Here is an 18,927-nt window from a genome sequence, read left to right on the forward strand (position 1 = left end):
GTTCCATAGCATTGCGGAACCGGAACTGCGAGTGTGCGGAACGCAGGAAATCGCAGGAAGTCTGCGTTCCGCACGCCTCTCAGTCAAAGATACGGGCGAAGATGCGATCCACGGCGCGCAGATGCTGTGCCGGGTCGAACGCCTGATCGAGAATGTCCTTGCTGACACGACCGGCCACTTCCGGGTCGGCTTCAAGGTTTTCACGGAAGGTCTTGAAGCCCGGTTTGTTCAGCTTCGTCCATGTTTCCATGGCGTTGCGCTGTACGATGCGATAGGCGTCCTCGCGCGAAATTCCCGCACGGGCCAGCGTCAGAAGTACTTCGCCGGAATGGACGACGCCGCCGAGACTCTCCATGTTTGCGATCATCTGCTCGGGATAGACGACCAGCTTTTCCATCATTCCGGCCAGACGCATCAGCGCGAAATCCAGCCCGATCGTTGCATCGGGGCAGATGTTCCGCTCGACGGCGGAGTGGCTGATGTCCCGCTCATGCCACAGTGCGACGTTTTCCAGAGCCGGCACGACATGCGAGCGGATGAGGCGCGCCAGACCCGTCAGGTTCTCCGACAGGACAGGGTTGCGCTTGTGCGGCATTGCCGAACTGCCCTTCTGTCCTTTGTGGAAGAACTCTTCCGCTTCCCGGACTTCCGAACGCTGAAGATGACGGACCTCGATCGCCAGACGCTCGATGCCGCTGGCGATTACGCCGAGCGTGCAGAAGAACGCCGCATGGCGGTCACGCGGAATGACCTGCGTCGACACGCTCTCGACAGCCAGACCCAGCTTGTCGGCGACGTATTCTTCGATTTCCGGGTCGATATGTGCGTAGGTGCCAACAGCGCCGGAAATCGCGCAGACCGCAATTTCCTTGCGGGCCTGCACCAGACGCTCGCGGTTACGGGCGAACTCGGCATAGTGCCCGGCAATCTTCAGGCCAAAGCTGGTCGGCTCGGCATGAATCGCGTGGCTCCGGCCAATCGTCACTGTGCTGCGGTGTTCATAGGCGCGCTCTTTGAGTGCAGCGAGAACGCGGTCCAGATCTTCCAGCAGCAGATCGGCGGCCTGCGTCATCTGAACGGACAGGCATGTGTCCAGCACATCCGAAGACGTCATGCCCAGATGGACGAAACGGCTGTCCGGACCAACTTTTTCCGCAAGCCAGGTCAGGAACGCGATGACGTCATGGCGCGTTTCGGCTTCGATCTCGTCGATGCGGGCCAGATCCGCGTCGGAGAATGCCGCCATGGCGACATCACCCTTTTCGCGGATGGTTCTGGCTGATTCGGCGGGAATGTCACCCCGTTGTGCCATAGCTTCGCAGGCAAGGGCTTCGATCTCGAACCAGATGCGAAAACGGTTGGCGGGAGACCAGATGGCAGTCATCTGCGGACGGCTGTAACGGGGTACCATGGGAACTCCGGATGCGAGGTGGGGCTTTACGGAGGCTCCTTAGACCAAATACGAAGACATTGCACGGACCCCTTTTCGGAAGAATGACACCTTGGCCCCTGACTCTCTGCTGCACGCCCTCATCGCCCTCGGCCAGATCACCCTGATCGATATCACCCTTGCCGGTGACAATGCGGTCGTCATCGGGATGGCCGTGCGCAATCTGGAAGGGCGGCAGCGTCGTCTTGCCATTCTGTTCGGAACAGGGTTCGCCGCCATTCTGCGTGTAGGACTGGCCTTGCTGGCGACCACGCTGCTCGCCGTGGTCGGTCTGACGCTGGCAGGTGGGTTTCTGCTTCTGTGGGTCTGCTGGAAGATGTATCGTGAGCTTCGCGACGGCGAACATCATGAGGACGTCGAGGCCGCCCCGCCCCGCCTCGGACCTGCCGTGCTCAAAATTGTCGTGGCCGATCTGTCCATGAGTCTGGACAACGTGCTGGCGGTTGCCGGAGCGGCTGTCGGGCATCCGTGGATTCTTGTTATGGGGCTGGTGTTGTCGGTGCTGTTGATGGGGCTTGCTGCATCGGTCGTCGCCAATCTTCTGAGCAGATATCGCTGGATTGCATGGATCGGCCTTCTGGTGGTTCTGGGCGTTGCAATCGAACTCATCATCCGCGGTGGCGGGGAGGTCTGGACGCATGTTCTTCCGAGCTGACAAAACTCTTTTCGCGGGACTGATAACGCTGCTTGTCACGTCATCAGCCCTCGCAACGCCCTCGATGGAGACCGCCCCCTCGCCCGTTCAAGAGCGACTGGCGGAATGGCTGATCCTTGTCGGGCCAGAAGGAAGCAGTTTCCCGGCACAGCGTTACGCCAGTTTCCTTGAGCAGAAGCCGCAGTGGCCGCAGAGAGTGCGTATTCTATGGCGGTTTCAGAACGCCCTGTCCCAGACATCCGACACGCAGACTCTGAACGCCCTCTGCCCGCTTTATTCCCTCACGCTCCCAGCCGCGTTTACAGCCTGTGCAAACCATATTCCGGACCCGGCCTCCACGGCGCGCCGTCTCTGGCTGTCCGGAAGTACCCTGACCGCTGCCGAAGAGCAGACCCTGCTCGCACGTTTCGATCAGGCCTTCACTCCTGCCGATCAATGGACCCGCTATGAAGCGCTCGAACTGCGCGGGCAGTTCTCCGCAGCGTCCAGACAGATCGAGCGCCTTTCCGTTGATCGGCAACCGTTGGCCCGCGCCAGACTGGCCGAACGTCTGGCCTCTCCCGATGCCGATTCTCTGTTCGCCTCTTTGCCTCCAGACTTGCAATCCGACCCGACTCTTATCCGCTATCGTCTGCGGGCGCTGCGTCGTGGCGACAGATTGGATGAAGCGCTGTCTCTCTGGAACACGCAGGGTGCTGCCCTCCAGCGGACGAACCCATCCCATGACTGGTCCTCAGAACGGATCAGCCTCGCCCGCGCCCTGTTACTGGCCGGTCGTCCAAAAGAGGCGGCAGATCTCGCCGACGATACTACCCTTCCCCCGGACACCACAGACCATCAGGAAGCAGCTCTTCTCAGCGGCTTTATTGCACTCAGAGAGCTTCACGATCCTGCCCGGGCGGAACAGTTCTTTGCCCTTCTCCAGAGCGCAACCTCGCTTCAGATGCAGGCTCGCGGCTATTACTGGACGGGACGCGCCCTTCAGGCCGCTGACAAACAGCAGGATGCCGAAGCCGCATTCCAGAAAGCCGCGGCTTTCCCCACGACTTTTCCGGGCCAGCTCGCTCTTGCATCCCTGACGCAGGACAACGCAATTCTGGTCTCAGGCCGATCATCTTCGGCCTTTGACGATGCCCTGTTACAGGCCCTCCAGTCCCTCCCTACTCCGCCCGCTGGAACGCTCAGCCGACCGGATCTGCTCGAAGGCGCCACGGACCTTGTGCAGGCAGGTGATCCCGATCATGCACGGGATTTCCTCATGATGCTGGAAGTCGTCAATCCGTCTCCGGAAGGTCAGAAAGCCGTTGCCGATGCTGCGTCCCGCCTTGGGCTGCCTGCGCCGGAAGTCTTTGCCTCCTATGCCCTGGCACGCAAAGGCATTGCACTGTATCCGCAGGGTTTCCCCGATCCCTATCCCGCCGCCTCAACTGTTCCGGACGGCCTGCTTCCCGCCATCATCCGGCAGGAAAGTGGTTTCGACCCGAACGCACTAAGCGGTGCCAAGGCTGTGGGCCTGCTGCAACTTCTGCCCGCCGCAGCCAGAGACGTGGTGCGCAAGGGGCATCTGGGGCCGATCAACGTCTCTCCCGCGTCCCTGACCGATCCGCAGACAAATCTGAAAATCGGCAACGCTTATGTCTCACAGCTTCTGGAGCGTTTCGGAAATGTGATCCCTTATGCGTTGGCTGCCTATAATGCCGGTCCGCATCGGGTCGATCTCTGGCTGAAAGCAAATCCACCCTCTGACCCGCTGTCAGAAGACGGTGTTCTGGACTGGATCGAGCGCCTGCCCTATCGCGAAACCCGCCTTTATATCGAGAATATCGAAGCAGGAATGATGGTCTATCGTGTCAGGAATCTTCATGCCGGATAACGACATTGCAGCCCTCGCCGGACAGGTGCTGGCGCAGCTCCGCAGATCCGGTCGCAAACTGGTTACGGTAGAAAGCTGCACAGGCGGCCTGATCAGCGCTGCCCTCAGTGATATTCCCGGCTCGTCAGAAATATTGGAGGGGGGCTTCGTAACTTATTCTAACGCTTTAAAAATGAGCGCCGTGAGCGTTCCGGAGACGGTTCTTGCACAATACGGAGCCGTCAGCCTCCAGACGGCTCAGGCTATGGCGGAAGGCGGTCTTCTTAATGCTGTTGATGCTGATATGGCCATTTCTGTTACCGGCATTGCAGGCCCGGGCGGCGGCAGCGTTGCCAAGCCGGTCGGGACCGTCTGTTTCGGACTGGCTTCCCGCACCGGTGCGCTTACACTTACGCAGTGTCTCTTCATCGGAGATCGCACCAGCATTCGCTCTCAGACTGTGCGGCATGCCCTTCAGATGGTTCTGAACGCCTGAGACAAAAAAAACGGCTCCGAATGAACGGAGCCGCTTTTTTCTGCAAACCTGCAACAGACCACAGGTCTGATTGCAGTCTCAGTTGTCCTGCGTCGGAGCCGGCATCGTCGAGGCTGCCGGAGCCGCAGGTGCTGCCTGAAGGCTTGGAGCTGTCGGGATAGCGGTCGGGGCAGCAGGCGGAACAGCCGCTGTCGGGGCCGTCGGAGAGACTGGTGTCTGTGCCTGCTGCAGCGAACGGGCGTTCAGATCTTCTGTCGTTGCGGCGCTGCTGGTTTTTTCAGCGTGGCCAGCCTTCTCATGGTGCTTGCCGTGGTGATGATGCTCAGCCATCGCCGGAGAAGCTGCAGCGACCAGAGCGGTCAGGGCAAATGCGCCAAAGGAGATTTTCTTCATGACGTAATCCTTCTTCTGTCACCATCGCGGTGCTTGAGCCTGTAACGACTCAGCTCGCGATTGGTTCTGGCAACACTATGAAATTTTATGTCCTTTGGGAAAGACCGGGCGTGGGAGGAGCAACCTTCGCCCCCTGCACTCCGTAAATATCCCGTGCACGCTTGATGAATGCAGACACCATGAGGCGCACACCCTCATTGAATACCACGCCCATCGCATTCTGCAGAAGTCGCGACTTGAACTCGAAATCCACAAAAAAATCGACCAGACAGCCGCGTGGATCAGGGCTGAATGTCCACACATTGTTCAGATAGCGGAAGGGACCCTTTTCATAACGCACCCGGATGCGCGAAGGCCTTTCCAGCGTTACGCGGCTCGTAAAGGTCTCGCGGAACGGGCCAAACCCGATCGTCAGATCTGCCACAAGCTCCTGTTCCGTCTGGGTGCGGATGCTCGCTTTCACACACCACGGCAGAAACTGCGGATACTTCTCGACATCCGCCACGAGATCAAAAAGCTGGTCCGGCGTGTAGGCGATCAACCTTTGCTCGGCATGTGTCGGCATCAGAGACTTTCTTTCAGACGGCTTTTCCGCGCAGCCTGCAGCTTCGCGAAATCGCTGTCCGCATGATAGGAGGACCGGGTCAGCGGACTGGCACTGACCTGAAGAAATCCTTTTGAACGGGCTGCCGCAGCATAGCCGTCAAACTCGTCAGGGGTAATAAACTTTTCAACGGCCGCATGTTTTGCGGAGGGCTGAAGATATTGCCCGAGTGTCAGAAAATCGACGTCTGCGATCCTGAAATCATCCATGACCTGAGCCACTTCCATGCGCTCTTCGCCAAGCCCAAGCATCAGGCCGGACTTGGTGAAAATGGAAGGATCGAGCCTTTTTACGCCATCCAGAAGCCGGACTGACTGATAGTAACGCGCACCGGGGCGGATGGTGGGGTAAAGTCGGGGCACGGTCTCGATATTGTGATTGAAAACGTCGGGTCGTGCGGCCACGACGATCTCCAGCGCCCCATCCTTGCGCAGGAAATCGGGAGTGAGGATTTCAATCGTAGTCTCCGGGGACGTCTCGCGGATCGAACGGATGACCTGCGCGAAGTGCTCCGCGCCGCCATCTGGCAGATCATCACGGTCCACGGATGTGATGACGACATGCCGCAGTCCAAGCTTTGCAACGGCTTCACCAACACGCCTCGGTTCGTCCGAATCAAGATGCTTCGGCATCCCGGTCGTGACATTGCAAAATGCACAGGCCCGGGTGCAGATTTCGCCCATGATCATCATCGTGGCATGACGCTGCGACCAGCATTCCCCGATATTGGGGCATGCCGCTTCTTCGCAGACCGTCACGAGACCCGCGTCGCGCATCAGTGCCCGTGTCTCATGATAGACGGGGTGGTTCGGCGCCTTGACCCGGATCCAGGACGGTTTGCGCTGGATCGGATTGTCGGGCCGGTGCGCCTTTTCGGGATGACGGAGCGCGGGTGCCGCGCGATGGTCGATGGTGATGCGCTGGGACATGATGCTCAGATATGCAGCGGGCCGTCGAAGGCCGCCAGTGTTGCCTCGTGCATGGTCTCGGAAATTGTCGGATGCGGGAAGACCGTTTCGATCAGTTCCGCCTCTGTCAGTTCTCCCGTCCGGGTAATGACATAACCCTGAATCATTTCCGTAACTTCCGCGCCGATCATGTGTGCGCCCAGAAGTTCGCCACTCGTCGCGTCGAACACGGTCTTGACCATACCGTCCGTCTCACCCATCGCAACAGCCTTGCCGTTGGCGATGAACGGGAAACGGCCAACCTTGACCTTGTGTCCTGCGGCAATGGCCTTCTCTTCACTCAGCCCGACAGACGCGATCTGTGGACGCGAATAGGTGCAGCCCGGAATGTTCAGCGGATGCAAAGGCTGCGGCGAACGTCCGGCGATCTTTTCAACACACAAAATAGCCTCGTGGCTCGCCTTATGGGCCAGCCAGGGTGCACCGGCCACATCACCGATTGCATAGACGCCCGGCTCGCCAGTCCGGCAGAAACCGTCCGTGACGATATGGGTCCGATCCACCTGAACCTTGGTGCCCTCAAGTCCCAGATCCTCGACATTCCCCACGATGCCAACCGCACAGATGACGCGATCCACCGTCAAATCGATCTTGCCCGTCGGGCTTTCAATCGTCGTGGAGACTTCGGTCTCGCTCTTGTTCAGTGGCCCGACCTTCGCGCTGGTGATGATCGTCATCCCCTGCTTTTCGAAAGCCTTGCGGGCTGCTGCACTGATTTCCGGATCTTCGGCGATCAGGATCCGATCCGCCACTTCGGCGATTGTAACTTCACTGCCCATATTCCGGTAGAACGACGCAAATTCGATACCGATCGCACCCGACCCGATAACCAGAAGGCGCTTCGGCAATTCCTTCGGCGTCATGGCCTCACGGGCGCCCCAGATCAGGGTGCCATCCGTCTCCAGTCCTGGAAGCTGACGCCCCCGTGCACCCGTTGCGAGAATAACATGCGGCGCCTTGATGGTCGTTACATCCGCGCCATCCTTCGTGATGGCAACCTGATGCGCCTCACCTGAACGCCCGGCCAGCTTGGCGCGGCCATCAAAGGTCGTGACCTTGGCTTTCTTCAGCAGATGGGCAATCCCGCCACCCATCCGTCGCGCGATGCTGCGTGAGCGGCCCACGATCTTGGAGAGGTCGAACGAGATGTTGTCTGCGGAAAGACCGAACGTGCCCAGTTCATGCAGAAGATGATGGATTTCCGAAGAGCGCAGAAGCGCCTTGGTCGGAATACAGCCCCAGTTCAGGCAGACGCCACCAAAATGCGTGCTTTCCACAAGCGCCACACTCATGCCGAGCTGGCTGGCCCGCAGCGCCGCCACATAGCCGCCGGGGCCGCCCCCAACAACAATCAGATCGAATGTATCGGACATGGTTCAGACCACCAGAAAATAAGGGTTCTGCACGATATCGCGCAGCGCATTCAGCCACTCGGCCCCAAGGGCCCCATCCACCGCACGATGATCGACCGACAGCGTCGCCGTCATCACAGTCGCAATTGCGATGTCCGAACCACGGACGACTGCCCGCTTTTCGCCTGACGCAATCGCCAGAATACCAGCCTGCGGCGGATTGATGATCGCCGCGAATTCCCGCACGCCGAACATACCCATATTGGAAATGGAGAACGTCCCGCCCTGGAATTCCTCGGGCTTGAGCTTTCCAGCACGTGCACGTTTGGCCAGATCTTTGGCTTCGACACTGATCTCACGCAGGGACTTGCGATCCGCATCGCGGATGATCGGTGTGATCAGCCCGTCCGGAATTGAGACGGCCATCGAAATATCGACATTCTCGAAATGCAGCGTCTCGGCATCTGTGAACTGGACATTCACGCCCGGAACTTTCTTTAGTGCCAACGCCACAGCTTTGATCATCATGTCGTTGACAGAGATCTTGAAGCTGTTTTCCTGCGCTGTCGCATTCAGCTTCGAACGCAGGGCCAGCAGCGCATCCAGTTCGATATCAACCGAGACATAGAAATGCGGCACTTGCGTCTTGGATTCCGTCAGACGGCGCGCGATTACCTTGCGCATCGTCGAGTTCGGAACGCGACGGACTGTTTCTTCCGACGCGGTGACGGTGGGTGCAGCGGCAGCTTTCGGAGCCGTCTTGGGCGCAGCCGGACCTTTCTCAACATCGCGTTTGAGAATGCGTCCGTTCGGACCACTGCCCGTCAGGGCGTCAAGGGCAATGCCCCGCTCACGCGCCATGCGTTTGGCCAGCGGAGAGACGAAAATCCGCTCTCCCTTGTCCTCAGCCGGAGCCTTGGATGCCGGAGCGGCAGACGTTGTTTCTGCGCTTGCCGTTTCAGCCTTCGGAGCCGCTGCGGCCTGCGCGGAAGAGGTGTCAGGCACAGACTCCCCGTCTTCCACAAGAATCGCAATCGGTGTGTTGACGGGAATCCCCTCAACACCTTCTTGGATCAGAATGCGGCCAAGGATGCCCTCGTCCACGGCTTCCACTTCCATGGTCGCTTTGTCGGTCTCGATTTCGGCAATCACGTCGCCCGCAGCGACGGTATCGCCTTCGGCTTTGAGCCAGTGGGCCAGTTTGCCTTCGGTCATAGTCGGCGACAGCGCCGGCATCAGAATATCGGTAGCCATCGTTGTCAGTCCCGCAGCTGCTTGCGAACCGCATCCACCACCCATTCGGGTTTTGGAAGCGCCAGTTTTTCGAGATTGGCCGCATAGGGCATCGGCAGGTCAAGCCCGCAAACGCGCGCTGGCGGAGCATCCAGCCAGTCAAAAGCCTGTTCGACGGCCACGGTGCAGATTTCTGCCCCGATGCCTGCGACCGGCCAGCCTTCTTCGACGGACACGATCCGGTTCGTCTTTTTCACGCTGCGTACGATTGTCTCGGTATCCAGAGGACGGATCGAGCGCAGGTTGATGACTTCGGCCGAGATGCCTTCTTCTGCCAGAAGGGCTGCGGCTTCCAGTGCCACGCCGACCATGATGGAGAAGGCTACGAGCGTTACGTCCGTCCCTTCCCGTTCGATCTTCGCGCGACCGATCGGCAGAATGAAGTCTTCATCTACGGGGCACGGGAATTTCTGTCCGTAGAGGATCTCGTTTTCCAGAACGATGACCGGGTTCGGATCGCAAATGGCGGCCCGCAGCAATCCCTTCGCATCCGCAGACGACCAAGGCGCGACCACCTTGAGGCCCGGAATATGGGCAAACCAGCTTGCGAAACACTGAGAGTGCTGTGCACCGACACGCGCCGCAGCCCCGTTCGGGCCACGGAACACGATGGGACAGCCCATCTGACCGCCGGACATGTACAGCGTCTTGGCAGCAGAATTGATAATATGATCAACGGCTTGAAGCGAAAAGTTCATGGTCATGAACTCGACGATCGGCTTCAGCCCGGTCAGTGCCGCACCCACAGCCATACCCGTGAAACCGTGTTCCGTGATCGGCGTATCAATGACACGCTTCTCGCCAAACTCATCCAGCAGGCCCTGACTGACCTTATAGGCGCCCTGATACTGCGCCACTTCCTCACCGATCAGAAACACGTCCTCATCACGGCGAAGTTCGGCTGCCATCGCATCACGCAGGGCCTGACGGACGGTGATGTCGCTGGTCTCGCCCCAGTCCCGGTCATTCTCGGCCTGTGCGACTTCCGGTGCTTCCACGATCCCCAGATCAGCCGGTGTTTCAATCGCGACAGAAGCGCCCGCAGCTGGATCAGCAGAGCGCGTCACCGTATCCGCAGCCGAAGCGTTTTCGCCTTCGGTTAGAAGCACGGCGATCGGCGTATTGACCGCGATATTCTGCGTGCCTTCGGCCACCAGTGTCTTGCCGATCACGCCTTCGTCCACGGCTTCCACTTCCATGGTCGCTTTGTCGGTCTCGATCTCGGCAATCACGTCTCCGGCGGAAACGGCCTCACCTGCCGTCTTGACCCAGCGCGCAAGCGTACCCTCGGTCATGGTCGGCGAGAGGGCCGGCATCAGAATCAGAGATGCCATGGATCAGGCCTCCACCAGAATATCAGTCCAGAGTTCGGAATGGTCCGGCTCGGGGCTTGTCTGTGCAAATTCGGTCGCGTCAGCGACAATGGCTTTTACGTCCGTCTCAATGTCCTTGAAGACGCTCTCTTCGATCCCGCTGCGCAGCATTTCGGCCTTTAGCGTTTCAATCGGATCACGCGTACGGCGCATTTCTTCGACTTCCGAACGCTGGCGATACTTCGCCGGGTCCGACATGGAGTGCCCACGATAGCGATAGGTTTCCATTTCCAGCAGAAACGGCCCCTTGCCCGCACGGCAGTATTCCATCGCTTCCTGTGCCGCTTCATGAACTGCAAAGATGTCCATGCCGTCGACCTTGCGGCTGGCAATGCCCCAAGGCTCGCCATTGCGCGACAGGTCTTTGGAGGCCGAGGCGCGCTCAATGGACGTGCCCATGCCGTAGCGGTTGTTCTCGATCACATAAATGCAGGGCAGCTTGTGCAGGGCCGCGAGATTGAAGCTCTCATAGACCTGCCCCTGTGCAGATGCGCCTTCGCCGAAATACACGATCGAGACTTCATCCGTACCGCGATACTTGTTTGCGAACGCCAGACCTGTACCCAGTGCGACCTGCGCGCCAACGATACCATGACCGCCATAGAACTCCTTTTCACGGGAGAACATGTGCATGGAACCGCCCTTGCCGCGGGAATACCCGCCGGACCGGCCCGTCAGTTCCGCCATGACACCGCGCGGCGTCATACCCGCCACGAGCATCTGTCCGTGGTCACGATAGGACGTGATGGACTTGTCGCCCTGCTTCATGTTGAGGCCGATCCCGACCACAACGGCTTCCTGCCCGATATAAAGATGGCAGAAGCCGCCGATCAGACCCATGCCGTAAAGCTGCCCGGCTTTTTCCTCGAAGCGCCGGACAAGAAGCATGTCCCTGTAAGCGCGCTTCATGGTCTCCGGCGAAAGGGCCGGACCGTTGCTCCGGCCTGAAGCGGACGGTGTCTCGTCCATGACGGTCTCCTGATGGAAATGCATAAAATCCCGCATGCTCTTAGCGGCAGAAGCCACCAAAAGCCAGACCACGTTCCGCTTGCGCGGAATGCCCCGATCTGGGGGATATGCCGTGAAAAAACGACTCTGACCGCCCCGAAAGGCGGCCGGAGATCAAATGAAACCGAGCAGTCGACGTGCCGCCACGCCCGGATCGGGCTCACGCAGCAGGCTCTCACCGACCAGCACGGCGCTCGCGCCAACTGCGCCAACCTTCATCATGTCATCCTGCGTTCGGATGCCACTTTCAGAGACGACCAGACGATCCGGCGGCACCATCGGCGCCAGATCGATCGTCGTCTGGATATCGGTTTTCAGAGTGCGCAGGTTACGATTGTTGATCCCGATCAGGAATGTATCGAGTGCCAGCGCCCGGTTCAGTTCGGCTTCGTCATGGACTTCCAGCAGGACATCCATGTCCAGTCCGCGCGCAATCGCGATCAGTTCAGCAGCCTGAGTTTCCGTCAGCACCGCCATGATCAGCAGAATGCAGTCCGCCCCGATCAGGCGGCTCTCATGGACCTGCCAGGGGTCAAGGATGAAATCCTTGCGCAAAATCGGTAGGCTGCACGCTTCGCGCACGATGCGGATATCTTCCGTGCTGCCATGAAAGCACGAGCCCTCCGTCAGAACGGACAGGCAGGTGGCGCCAGCGGCCTGATAGTCCTGCGCAATTTTCACCGGATCATAGTCCGGACGCAGGATCCCGGCGGAAGGAGATGCCTTCTTGATTTCGGCAATCAGCCCGACCTGACGGTCCGCCGTCAGATGCTGAAGCGCCTGCCCGAACCCCCGTGTGGGGGTGGTGACTTCCCGGGCCCGCGCCGTAATGTCCTTGAGTGACATGATCTGCGAGCGCTGTTCGATGTCCACCCGCGTACGCGCGCAGATGCGTGCCAGAACATCACTCCGGTCGGCGGCGGTCTCCGCTTCCGGATTTTTGATGGGAGGGGTCGTCGTTTCCGGAACTTCCGGGTCCGGGAACTGTTCTGTTCCCTCGGGCGAATATGTCATCGCCGGTCGATGGTGCATGAATGTCATGATCGTCCTGCGTCTGTGGAAGCAATGGAATGGGTCGGGGAATGAGCTGACAGACGCGCCCGCTCAAGCGCGGCGCGGGCGAGCCCACGGTCGATGGACTCTGCCGCCAGACCTACATTGCGACGGAAAGCCGGAACGTCAATCGTTCCGTCCTTCACGATATCGCCGCGTCCTGCCACATGCAGGGCCGCGGCGGCGTTGAGAAGAACCGTATCACGGTAAGCGCCACCGGCGCCTTCCAGTAGGGAAAGCAGTGCGGTCGCGTTGGTCTGGGCATCACCGCCGCGGATGGCGGAGATCGGAGCTGCCTTCAGGCCTGACATATCCGGTTCGATCTCAAACGAAAAAATAGCGTCTTTCTCCCAAGCCGAGACCTGAGAGGGGCCAGCGAGGGTCAGTTCGTCACTGCCACCCTCCGGGGTCGCGCCATGCACAACCCAGACAGACAGGCTCCCCAACGCACCGAGTGCTTTTGCAACCGGCTCGCACCAACGTCCATCAAACACGCCGATCAGCTGATGGCGCACCTGAGCGGGATTGCAGAGTGGCCCGAGCAGATTGAACAATGTCCGAAAACCCAGCGCCTTGCGCACTGGTGCCGCATGACGCATCGCAGGATGATGCTGGGGGGCCGCCAGAAAGACCAGACCGTCTTCGCGCAGACGCCTGCCTTGCAGGGCCAGATCATCGGTAGGCGGAATTCCCAGAACTTCCAGAACATCTGTTGCACCCGTGGCTGACGAGAGCGCGCGGTTGCCGTGTTTGGCGACGGGAACGCCCAGACCGGCCAGCACGAAGGCCACAGCCGTCGAGACGTTCAGCGTTTTCAGGCCATCCCCGCCCGTTCCGCAAACATCAATCGCCCCAGCCGGAACATCCGGCAGGAGTGTCATGTGATGCCGGACGGCTTTCACAGCACCCGTCAGTTCGGCCAGAGTTTCTCCACGGAGTTTCAGAGCAGTTAGAAAAGCCGAGAGATGAACCGGATCAACCGTTCCCGCCATAATGGCGTGAAAAGCGGCTTCTGCTTCATGACTGCTGAGAAGCTGTCCTGAAGCCGCTTTATGCAGAAGCGCTGTAAAATCAGCCCCCACTGTCAGGCGGCCTGTGATGCCGTGACGGGAATCCCGGCAATCGTCAGGAAGTTGGCCAGCAGTTCGCGGCCTGCAACGGATGCGATGCTCTCGGGGTGGAACTGAACGCCGTGCACAGGATAGTCGCGATGGCGCACACCCATGATAACTCCGTCTTCCGTCCGTGCATTAACGACCAGCGTCTCGGGAATGCTGTCGGGCCGGAGTGTCAGACTGTGATAACGCACGACATCCACCGGATCGGGAAGCCCGGCAAAAACCCCCGTTCCGTCATGGTGAACGGTGCTGATCTTGCCGTGCATCGGCACGGGCGCACGCACGACTTCGGCGCCGAAGACCTGACCGATCGCCTGATGGCCGAGGCACACACCGAAAACCGGCACGCGCCCTGCCGCCGCACGGATCAGATCACAGCAGATCCCCGCCTCCGCAGGTGCGCCGGGGCCTGGTGAGATTACGATGGCAGCCGGATTGAGCGCCAGAGCCTCTTCAACACTTAGCGCATCGTTGCGACGCACGTCACACGCCACACCGAGCGCGCCCAGATGATGGACGATGTTGAACGTGAAGCTGTCGTAATTGTCGATGAGAAGGATCATGGCAACAGAATGAACTTCGCGTCTCTTTTCGTCAAACAACACATCGTGTACCCGCCCACCGTCAGGCTTTGGCCGCGGTTGCAACCGCGATTTCTGCCGCCCGGAAGAGCGCGCGGGCTTTGGCCTGCGTCTCGCGGAACTCGGCATTCGGGTCGCTGTCCGCCACCACGCCGCATCCGGCCTGAACATACATGTTGCCGTCCTTGAGAACGGCCATGCGCAGTCCGATGCAGGTGTCCATTTCACCGTCTGCGCCGAAATACCCGACACAGCCGGAATACGGCCCGCGTCGTGTCGGCTCCAGTTCGTCGATGATTTCCATGGCGCGGATCTTGGGTGCACCTGTCAGGGTTCCGGCCGGGAACGCTGCAACAAGGGCATCCATTGCCGTACTGCCATCCTTGATCTGGCCTGTGACAGTTGAGGAGATGTGCATCACATGGCTGTAGCGTTCCACGACGAACTGCTCCGGAACCGCGACAGTCCCCAGTTTCGAGACGCGACCCACATCATTGCGACCCAGATCGATCAGCATCAGATGCTCGGCCAGTTCCTTGCGGTCGGCCAGAAGCTCTTTTTCCAGAGCCAGATCCTCATCGCGGTCTGCACCGCGCGGGCGGGTGCCCGCCAGCGGCCGAACCGTGACTTCGCCATCCCGCAGTCGAACCAGAATTTCCGGCGAGGAACCCACGAGGGCGTAATCCTCAAGCTCCATCACGAACAGGAACGGTGCCGGATTGACCCGCCGCAGGCTGCGATAGAGCGAGAGCGGTGAAAGTGGGAATGGTGTCGTAAAGCGCTGGCTCGGCACAATCTGGAAGGCATCGCCCGCCGCAATATAGTCCTGCGCCTTGCGGACATGGTCTTCAAACTGCTGCTGCGTCATGTTGGAGACCGGAGCTTCCAGTTCCGTACCGGTAGGCAGGGTCTCGCGTGCGTCTCCAAGTGGCGCGGCCAGAGCGGCGCGCGCCCTGTCCAGAAGCGCGTGAGCTTCCGCGTCCGTCGTGTCTCCACGAACCGGCACGGCCAGCGTCAGTTCATCCCTCACGGAATCAAAGACCGCGAACAGGCGCGGACGGATCATGATTCCTTCCGGCAGTTCCAGATCGTTGACCGGAGCATTCGGCAGACGCTCCATCTGACGCACCATGTCGTAGCCCAGCACGCCGAACACGCCACCGATCATGGGAGGCATTCCGCTCGGAAGATCCATCTGGCTGTCGTCTACGATGGTCTTGAGCGTCTCGAGCGGTACTCCGTCGATAGGTTTCCCGTCGAGCGTGACCTTCCCGTCCCGGGACTTCCAGACCAGATCCGGCAGCAGGGCTATGACGGAATAACGTCCACGTGCAGCACCACCTTCGACGCTTTCGAACAGAAGCCGATATGGATCATCCGACAGGTTCGACAGTCTGAGAAACGCCGAAACGGGCGTCAGGAGATCGGCGGCCTCAATGCTGTAGACGATGCCCATCAGTGTGCCCCGTTTTCTGCTGCGGGTGCGCTGGCCGGAACCGCGGCCGCTATGACCTGATTGTAGAGCGCCATATTGATATGCGAGGGCGGAAAAGCCTTTTCCATCGCAGCACTCAGGACCATCGGAATATCGGACTGCATGGACTGACGATAATCGTCCACAAGACGGGTGCCGAGGGACTTCAGGTCTTCTGCCGAAGCAGGACGATCGGCGGTCACGTTAACGAGCCAGAATGCATCCGGCGTTTCAAACATTCCGGTCGTACCCGGCTTGAGATCAAAGATCCCGCGCAGGATGTTTTGAGGCAGGCTTTGATCGGGATGAACGCGCGAGACGCTCACGTCTTGACGCAGGGTCGAGGCTTCCGGCTGTCCGTCCATAGCCTTGCGAAGCGTGCCGGACTTTGCGGTACCGAACAAAGCCGTTGCGCGCAGATTGGCGGCGCGGCGCTTCTGCTCGGCTGTCCACGCCTGAACGACCTGATCGCGTACGCTGTCGAACGGCTTGAGGGTTCCGGGGTGGACCTCGTCAACCAGCACCGAAAAGAAGGTGCCATTCGGGCCGTTGACCACTGTCGGCTGAGCGCCTTTGGATTGCGTGAAGACCTGATGAACGATGGCCTGACGCAGCGCCTCATCACCCGGGATAGGTGCGGGCAGACCGTCTTGCGTCATGCCATTGGAGTCCAGCGTTCCCGCAGCCGGAACAGCGCCGAGATCGCCCGGGATCTGTTCCAGCGTCGAAGAACCGGCAACCGCGTCCTGAAACTGCTTCTGGCGTGCCTGAAGAGCCTCGGCAGCTTCCTGCGTCTGGACCTGCTTTTTCAGATCGCCTTTTGCCTGCTCAAATGTCGTTTTGTGAGGCGCCACGACGGCCGTGATGTTGAACACGACCCATCCCATTCCGGTCTTTTCCGGGCCGGAAATGCGGTCAGGCTGCGCAGCGAAAGCGGCCTTGGCAAGCTCGGGGTTGGGAATATCGCTCTGGCGGACCGATGGAAGGGCCACGGCAGCAGCTTCGGGGAACTTTTTCTGGATGTCGTCCCAAGACAGTCCGCCTTTCCATGCGGTCGCTGCCGCAGCGGCTTTCGCCTGGTCCGTGAAGGTCAGGACCTGAAGCGTCCGCGTCTCGGGCATGTCGTAGGTGCGTGCCTGAAAATCGTAGAGACGATGCAGAACGTCGTCTGGAACCTCGATTGTCTTGGCAACGCTGTCCGCCGTCATGACGACCATTTTGGCATGACGGTATTCCGTCGTGCGGAACATCTGCGGATGGTTGTCATAGAAGCGGTGAAGCTGCTCGTCTGTGGGGGCTGCCGTTACGGTGGCGCTTGCAAACGGGATTTCCACCATATCAAAAACGCGCTGGTTTGCATCGAAAGACAGCATGCGCTCCGTCAATGACGGGGGTGCCACAACGGCCTGACCGATCCCCTGCAACAGGCCACGGGACGCAATATCCTCGCGAATGACTTGAATCAGCTTGCCTTCGGTCAGGCCCATCCGGGTCAGACGGTCGTTGAAGACGCTGCGGTCGAACTTTCCAGCGGCATCATGGAAGGCGGGGATCGCGAAAATATCCTGCCGCACCAGAGCGTCGGGCACCATCATGCCTGCGCGCTCGGCCGCAAGCTGGATCTCGTTCTGCATCACAAGATTTTGAAGCGTCTGCCGCGCGATCTGCTCCACTTCGCTTTTGGGCAGCTTGGAGGGGTCGGCAAGGCCGATCTGCTTGGCAACAGCGGGAAGCTGGGCTGAAAGCGCGCGGCTGAAATCATCCGGAGTGATGCTGCGATCATAGATGCGCACGATTTCGTTGGAGCCTGCGGCACCCAGATTGGAGTAAACATCTCCCACGCCCCAGCCAATAAAGGCCAGAAAGATCAGCAGCGCGGCGGCGCGGCCGGCCCAGGAGTCAACAAACAGGTGGCGGAGCGAGATAATCATGGGGTCAGGGCAGATCCGGATGACGGGATGGTGCGGACACGGAAGGCCCGCTAAACTTGCCGCACCATAATGTCGTGAGAACGGCTTGACCAGAAGCAGACCGGAACGAGAGTCATCCTTTTGGCATCTGGACCGGCCCTTACACGCCGATTGCACTGTCATTGTGCTGTCGCGAAGGAGGAAGAGTGATCCCATCCCCAAGGCTTGTCGTTGGCAACTGGAAGATGAACGGGCTGTGCGAGCAGTCCAGCCATCTGGCCCGTGCCGTCGCCGAGGGCGCGCAGGCCCTTCCCGATGATGTGCGGCTCGTCCTGTGTCCGCCTTTTACCCAGCTTGCGAGCGTTCACGGCATCATCAATGCCGCAGGGCCGGATACGCCTCTGTGGCTTGGTGCACAGGACTGTCACACGACCTCATCCGGTCCACATACCGGCGATATCTCGGCGGACATGCTCTCCGATCTGGGTGTGCAATACGTCATACTCGGCCATTCCGAGCGTCGTCAGGCTAACGGCGAAACCGATGCGCTGATCCGCCGGAAGGTCGAAGCCGCAGAGGCTGCCGGGCTTGTTCCCATCGTCTGTATCGGCGAGACGATGGAGGAACGTCTCGAAGGTCGGACGACCACCGTTCTGGCAACGCAGGTCGAAGGTTCGCTTACGGACGATTTCAACGGCGTACTGGCCTATGAGCCTGTCTGGGCTATCGGCAGTGGCTCCGTTCCGCCGATTGACGAGCTTGAGCGGATCCTCTCTCTCCTTCACGGATTGTTGCAGTCTCGCCTCAAGATGGATGACATTCGCGTCCCGATCCTGTATGGCGGCTCCGTAACACCGGCTCAGGCGCCGACCATTTTTTCCATCGGGTCGCTCGGAGGGGTGCTGGTGGGTAGTGCCAGTCTGGAAGCAAAGAGCTTTCTGCGCATTGCCGAATCAGCCTCTCTCCGCCTGTCTGCCCAACCATTGTCCGGACCCTATCGTTCATGACCACTCTTCTGCTTGCTCTTAATCTGCTGGTCGCACTGGCGCTGATCGGGGTGATCCTCATTCAGCGCAGCGAAGGCGGCGGCCTTGGCATCGGCAGCGGCCAGGGTATGGGCTCGTTCATGAGCGGCCGCGGAACAGCAACGCTGCTCACGCGGGCCACGTCGGTTCTGGCCGGAATTTTCATGCTGCTGTGCCTGGTACTGGCCGTCATGAACCGTGGTGCCTCCTCCGGCGTTGGCTCGCGCGACATTCTGGCCCAGCCACCTGCTGCTCAGACGACGCCCGCGACCACAACCCCGGTAGCTCCTGCCGCTCCGGCGTCCACGCCTGCTCACTAATC

18 protein-coding genes are annotated in these 18,927 nt (G+C 60.0%); 5 read left to right on the forward strand and 13 right to left on the reverse strand.

The annotated features are described in order from the left end of the window. Window positions 1–79: 79 nt before the first annotated feature. Window positions 80–1,411 carry an adenylosuccinate lyase gene (gene purB, locus HKD21_RS11915; RefSeq protein WP_194255875.1) on the reverse strand — a complete coding sequence of 444 codons (1,332 nt, stop codon included), beginning with the start codon at window positions 1,409–1,411 and terminating at the stop codon, window positions 80–82. Window positions 1,412–1,502: 91 nt separating this feature from the next. Between purB and HKD21_RS11920 the strand changes: the two genes are divergently transcribed. From HKD21_RS11920 to HKD21_RS11930, 3 genes are read left to right on the forward strand one after another with little or no spacing between them, the layout of a single operon-like run. After that, window positions 1,503–2,105, forward strand: coding sequence for a YjbE family putative metal transport protein (locus HKD21_RS11920; RefSeq protein ID WP_194255876.1), 603 nt, complete (start codon window positions 1,503–1,505; stop codon window positions 2,103–2,105). Further along, window positions 2,089–3,978, forward strand: coding sequence for a lytic transglycosylase domain-containing protein (locus HKD21_RS11925; RefSeq protein WP_194255877.1), 1,890 nt, complete (start codon window positions 2,089–2,091; stop codon window positions 3,976–3,978). The genes HKD21_RS11920 and HKD21_RS11925 overlap by 17 nt, the downstream gene beginning before the upstream one ends. After that, entirely contained in the window at window positions 3,968–4,453 is a 486-nt protein-coding gene (locus tag HKD21_RS11930; RefSeq protein WP_194255878.1) for a CinA family protein, read from the forward strand. Before HKD21_RS11925 ends, HKD21_RS11930 begins: the two co-directional genes overlap by 11 nt. 78 nt (window positions 4,454–4,531) lie before the next feature. Here the strand turns inward: HKD21_RS11930 and HKD21_RS11935 are convergent, their stop codons facing one another. From HKD21_RS11935 to HKD21_RS11990, 12 genes are all read right to left on the reverse strand, one after another. Then, the gene (locus tag HKD21_RS11935) at window positions 4,532–4,846 is read right to left on the reverse strand and encodes a hypothetical protein (protein WP_194255879.1); all 315 of its coding nucleotides are present in this window, start codon (window positions 4,844–4,846) and stop codon (window positions 4,532–4,534) included. Window positions 4,847–4,931: 85 nt separating this feature from the next. Beyond that, on the reverse strand, window positions 4,932–5,411 hold the full coding sequence (locus tag HKD21_RS11940) for a type II toxin-antitoxin system RatA family toxin (protein WP_194255880.1): 480 nt from the start codon (window positions 5,409–5,411) through the stop codon (window positions 4,932–4,934). Next, on the reverse strand, window positions 5,411–6,379 hold the full coding sequence (lipA, locus tag HKD21_RS11945) for a lipoyl synthase (RefSeq protein WP_194255881.1): 969 nt from the start codon (window positions 6,377–6,379) through the stop codon (window positions 5,411–5,413). Before lipA ends, HKD21_RS11940 begins: the two co-directional genes overlap by 1 nt. 5 nt (window positions 6,380–6,384) lie before the next feature. Then, window positions 6,385–7,791 carry a dihydrolipoyl dehydrogenase gene (gene lpdA / locus HKD21_RS11950; RefSeq protein WP_194255882.1) on the reverse strand — a complete coding sequence of 469 codons (1,407 nt, stop codon included), beginning with the start codon at window positions 7,789–7,791 and terminating at the stop codon, window positions 6,385–6,387. A gap of 3 nt (window positions 7,792–7,794) precedes the next feature. Beyond that, complete coding sequence (locus HKD21_RS11955; RefSeq protein WP_194255883.1) at window positions 7,795–9,024, reverse strand: pyruvate dehydrogenase complex dihydrolipoamide acetyltransferase; 1,230 nt, start codon at window positions 9,022–9,024, stop codon at window positions 7,795–7,797. A gap of 5 nt (window positions 9,025–9,029) precedes the next feature. Beyond that, window positions 9,030–10,397 carry a pyruvate dehydrogenase complex E1 component subunit beta gene (locus HKD21_RS11960; RefSeq protein ID WP_194255884.1) on the reverse strand — a complete coding sequence of 456 codons (1,368 nt, stop codon included), beginning with the start codon at window positions 10,395–10,397 and terminating at the stop codon, window positions 9,030–9,032. Between the two features lie 3 nt (window positions 10,398–10,400). Further along, window positions 10,401–11,405: a pyruvate dehydrogenase (acetyl-transferring) E1 component subunit alpha gene (gene pdhA / locus HKD21_RS11965; protein WP_194255885.1), complete on the reverse strand. Its 1,005-nt coding sequence runs from the start codon at window positions 11,403–11,405 to the stop codon at window positions 10,401–10,403. A gap of 153 nt (window positions 11,406–11,558) precedes the next feature. Continuing rightward, on the reverse strand, window positions 11,559–12,485 hold the full coding sequence (trpC, locus tag HKD21_RS11970) for an indole-3-glycerol phosphate synthase TrpC (protein ID WP_194255886.1): 927 nt from the start codon (window positions 12,483–12,485) through the stop codon (window positions 11,559–11,561). After that, a complete protein-coding gene (gene trpD / locus HKD21_RS11975; protein ID WP_194255942.1) occupies window positions 12,482–13,585 on the reverse strand; it encodes an anthranilate phosphoribosyltransferase in 1,104 nt (367 codons plus the stop codon). The genes trpC and trpD overlap by 4 nt, the downstream gene beginning before the upstream one ends. Beyond that, a complete protein-coding gene (locus HKD21_RS11980) occupies window positions 13,582–14,178 on the reverse strand; it encodes an anthranilate synthase component II (RefSeq protein WP_194255887.1) in 597 nt (198 codons plus the stop codon). The genes trpD and HKD21_RS11980 overlap by 4 nt, the downstream gene beginning before the upstream one ends. 61 nt (window positions 14,179–14,239) lie before the next feature. Continuing rightward, window positions 14,240–15,652, reverse strand: coding sequence for an anthranilate synthase component I (gene trpE / locus HKD21_RS11985; RefSeq protein ID WP_194255888.1), 1,413 nt, complete (start codon window positions 15,650–15,652; stop codon window positions 14,240–14,242). After that, complete coding sequence (locus tag HKD21_RS11990; RefSeq protein ID WP_194255889.1) at window positions 15,652–17,601, reverse strand: peptidyl-prolyl cis-trans isomerase; 1,950 nt, start codon at window positions 17,599–17,601, stop codon at window positions 15,652–15,654. Before HKD21_RS11990 ends, trpE begins: the two co-directional genes overlap by 1 nt. 185 nt (window positions 17,602–17,786) lie before the next feature. Between HKD21_RS11990 and tpiA the strand changes: the two genes are divergently transcribed. Both tpiA and secG read left to right on the forward strand, forming a co-directional pair. Next, complete coding sequence (gene tpiA / locus HKD21_RS11995) at window positions 17,787–18,587, forward strand: triose-phosphate isomerase (RefSeq protein ID WP_194255890.1); 801 nt, start codon at window positions 17,787–17,789, stop codon at window positions 18,585–18,587. Then, window positions 18,584–18,925 (forward strand): preprotein translocase subunit SecG, encoded by a 342-nt coding sequence (gene secG, locus HKD21_RS12000; protein WP_194255891.1) that lies wholly within the window; start codon window positions 18,584–18,586, stop codon window positions 18,923–18,925. Before tpiA ends, secG begins: the two co-directional genes overlap by 4 nt. Window positions 18,926–18,927 lie beyond the last annotated feature (2 nt).

Source organism: Gluconobacter cerevisiae (assembly GCF_015244675.1).
Lineage (GTDB): Bacteria > Pseudomonadota > Alphaproteobacteria > Acetobacterales > Acetobacteraceae > Gluconobacter > Gluconobacter cerevisiae.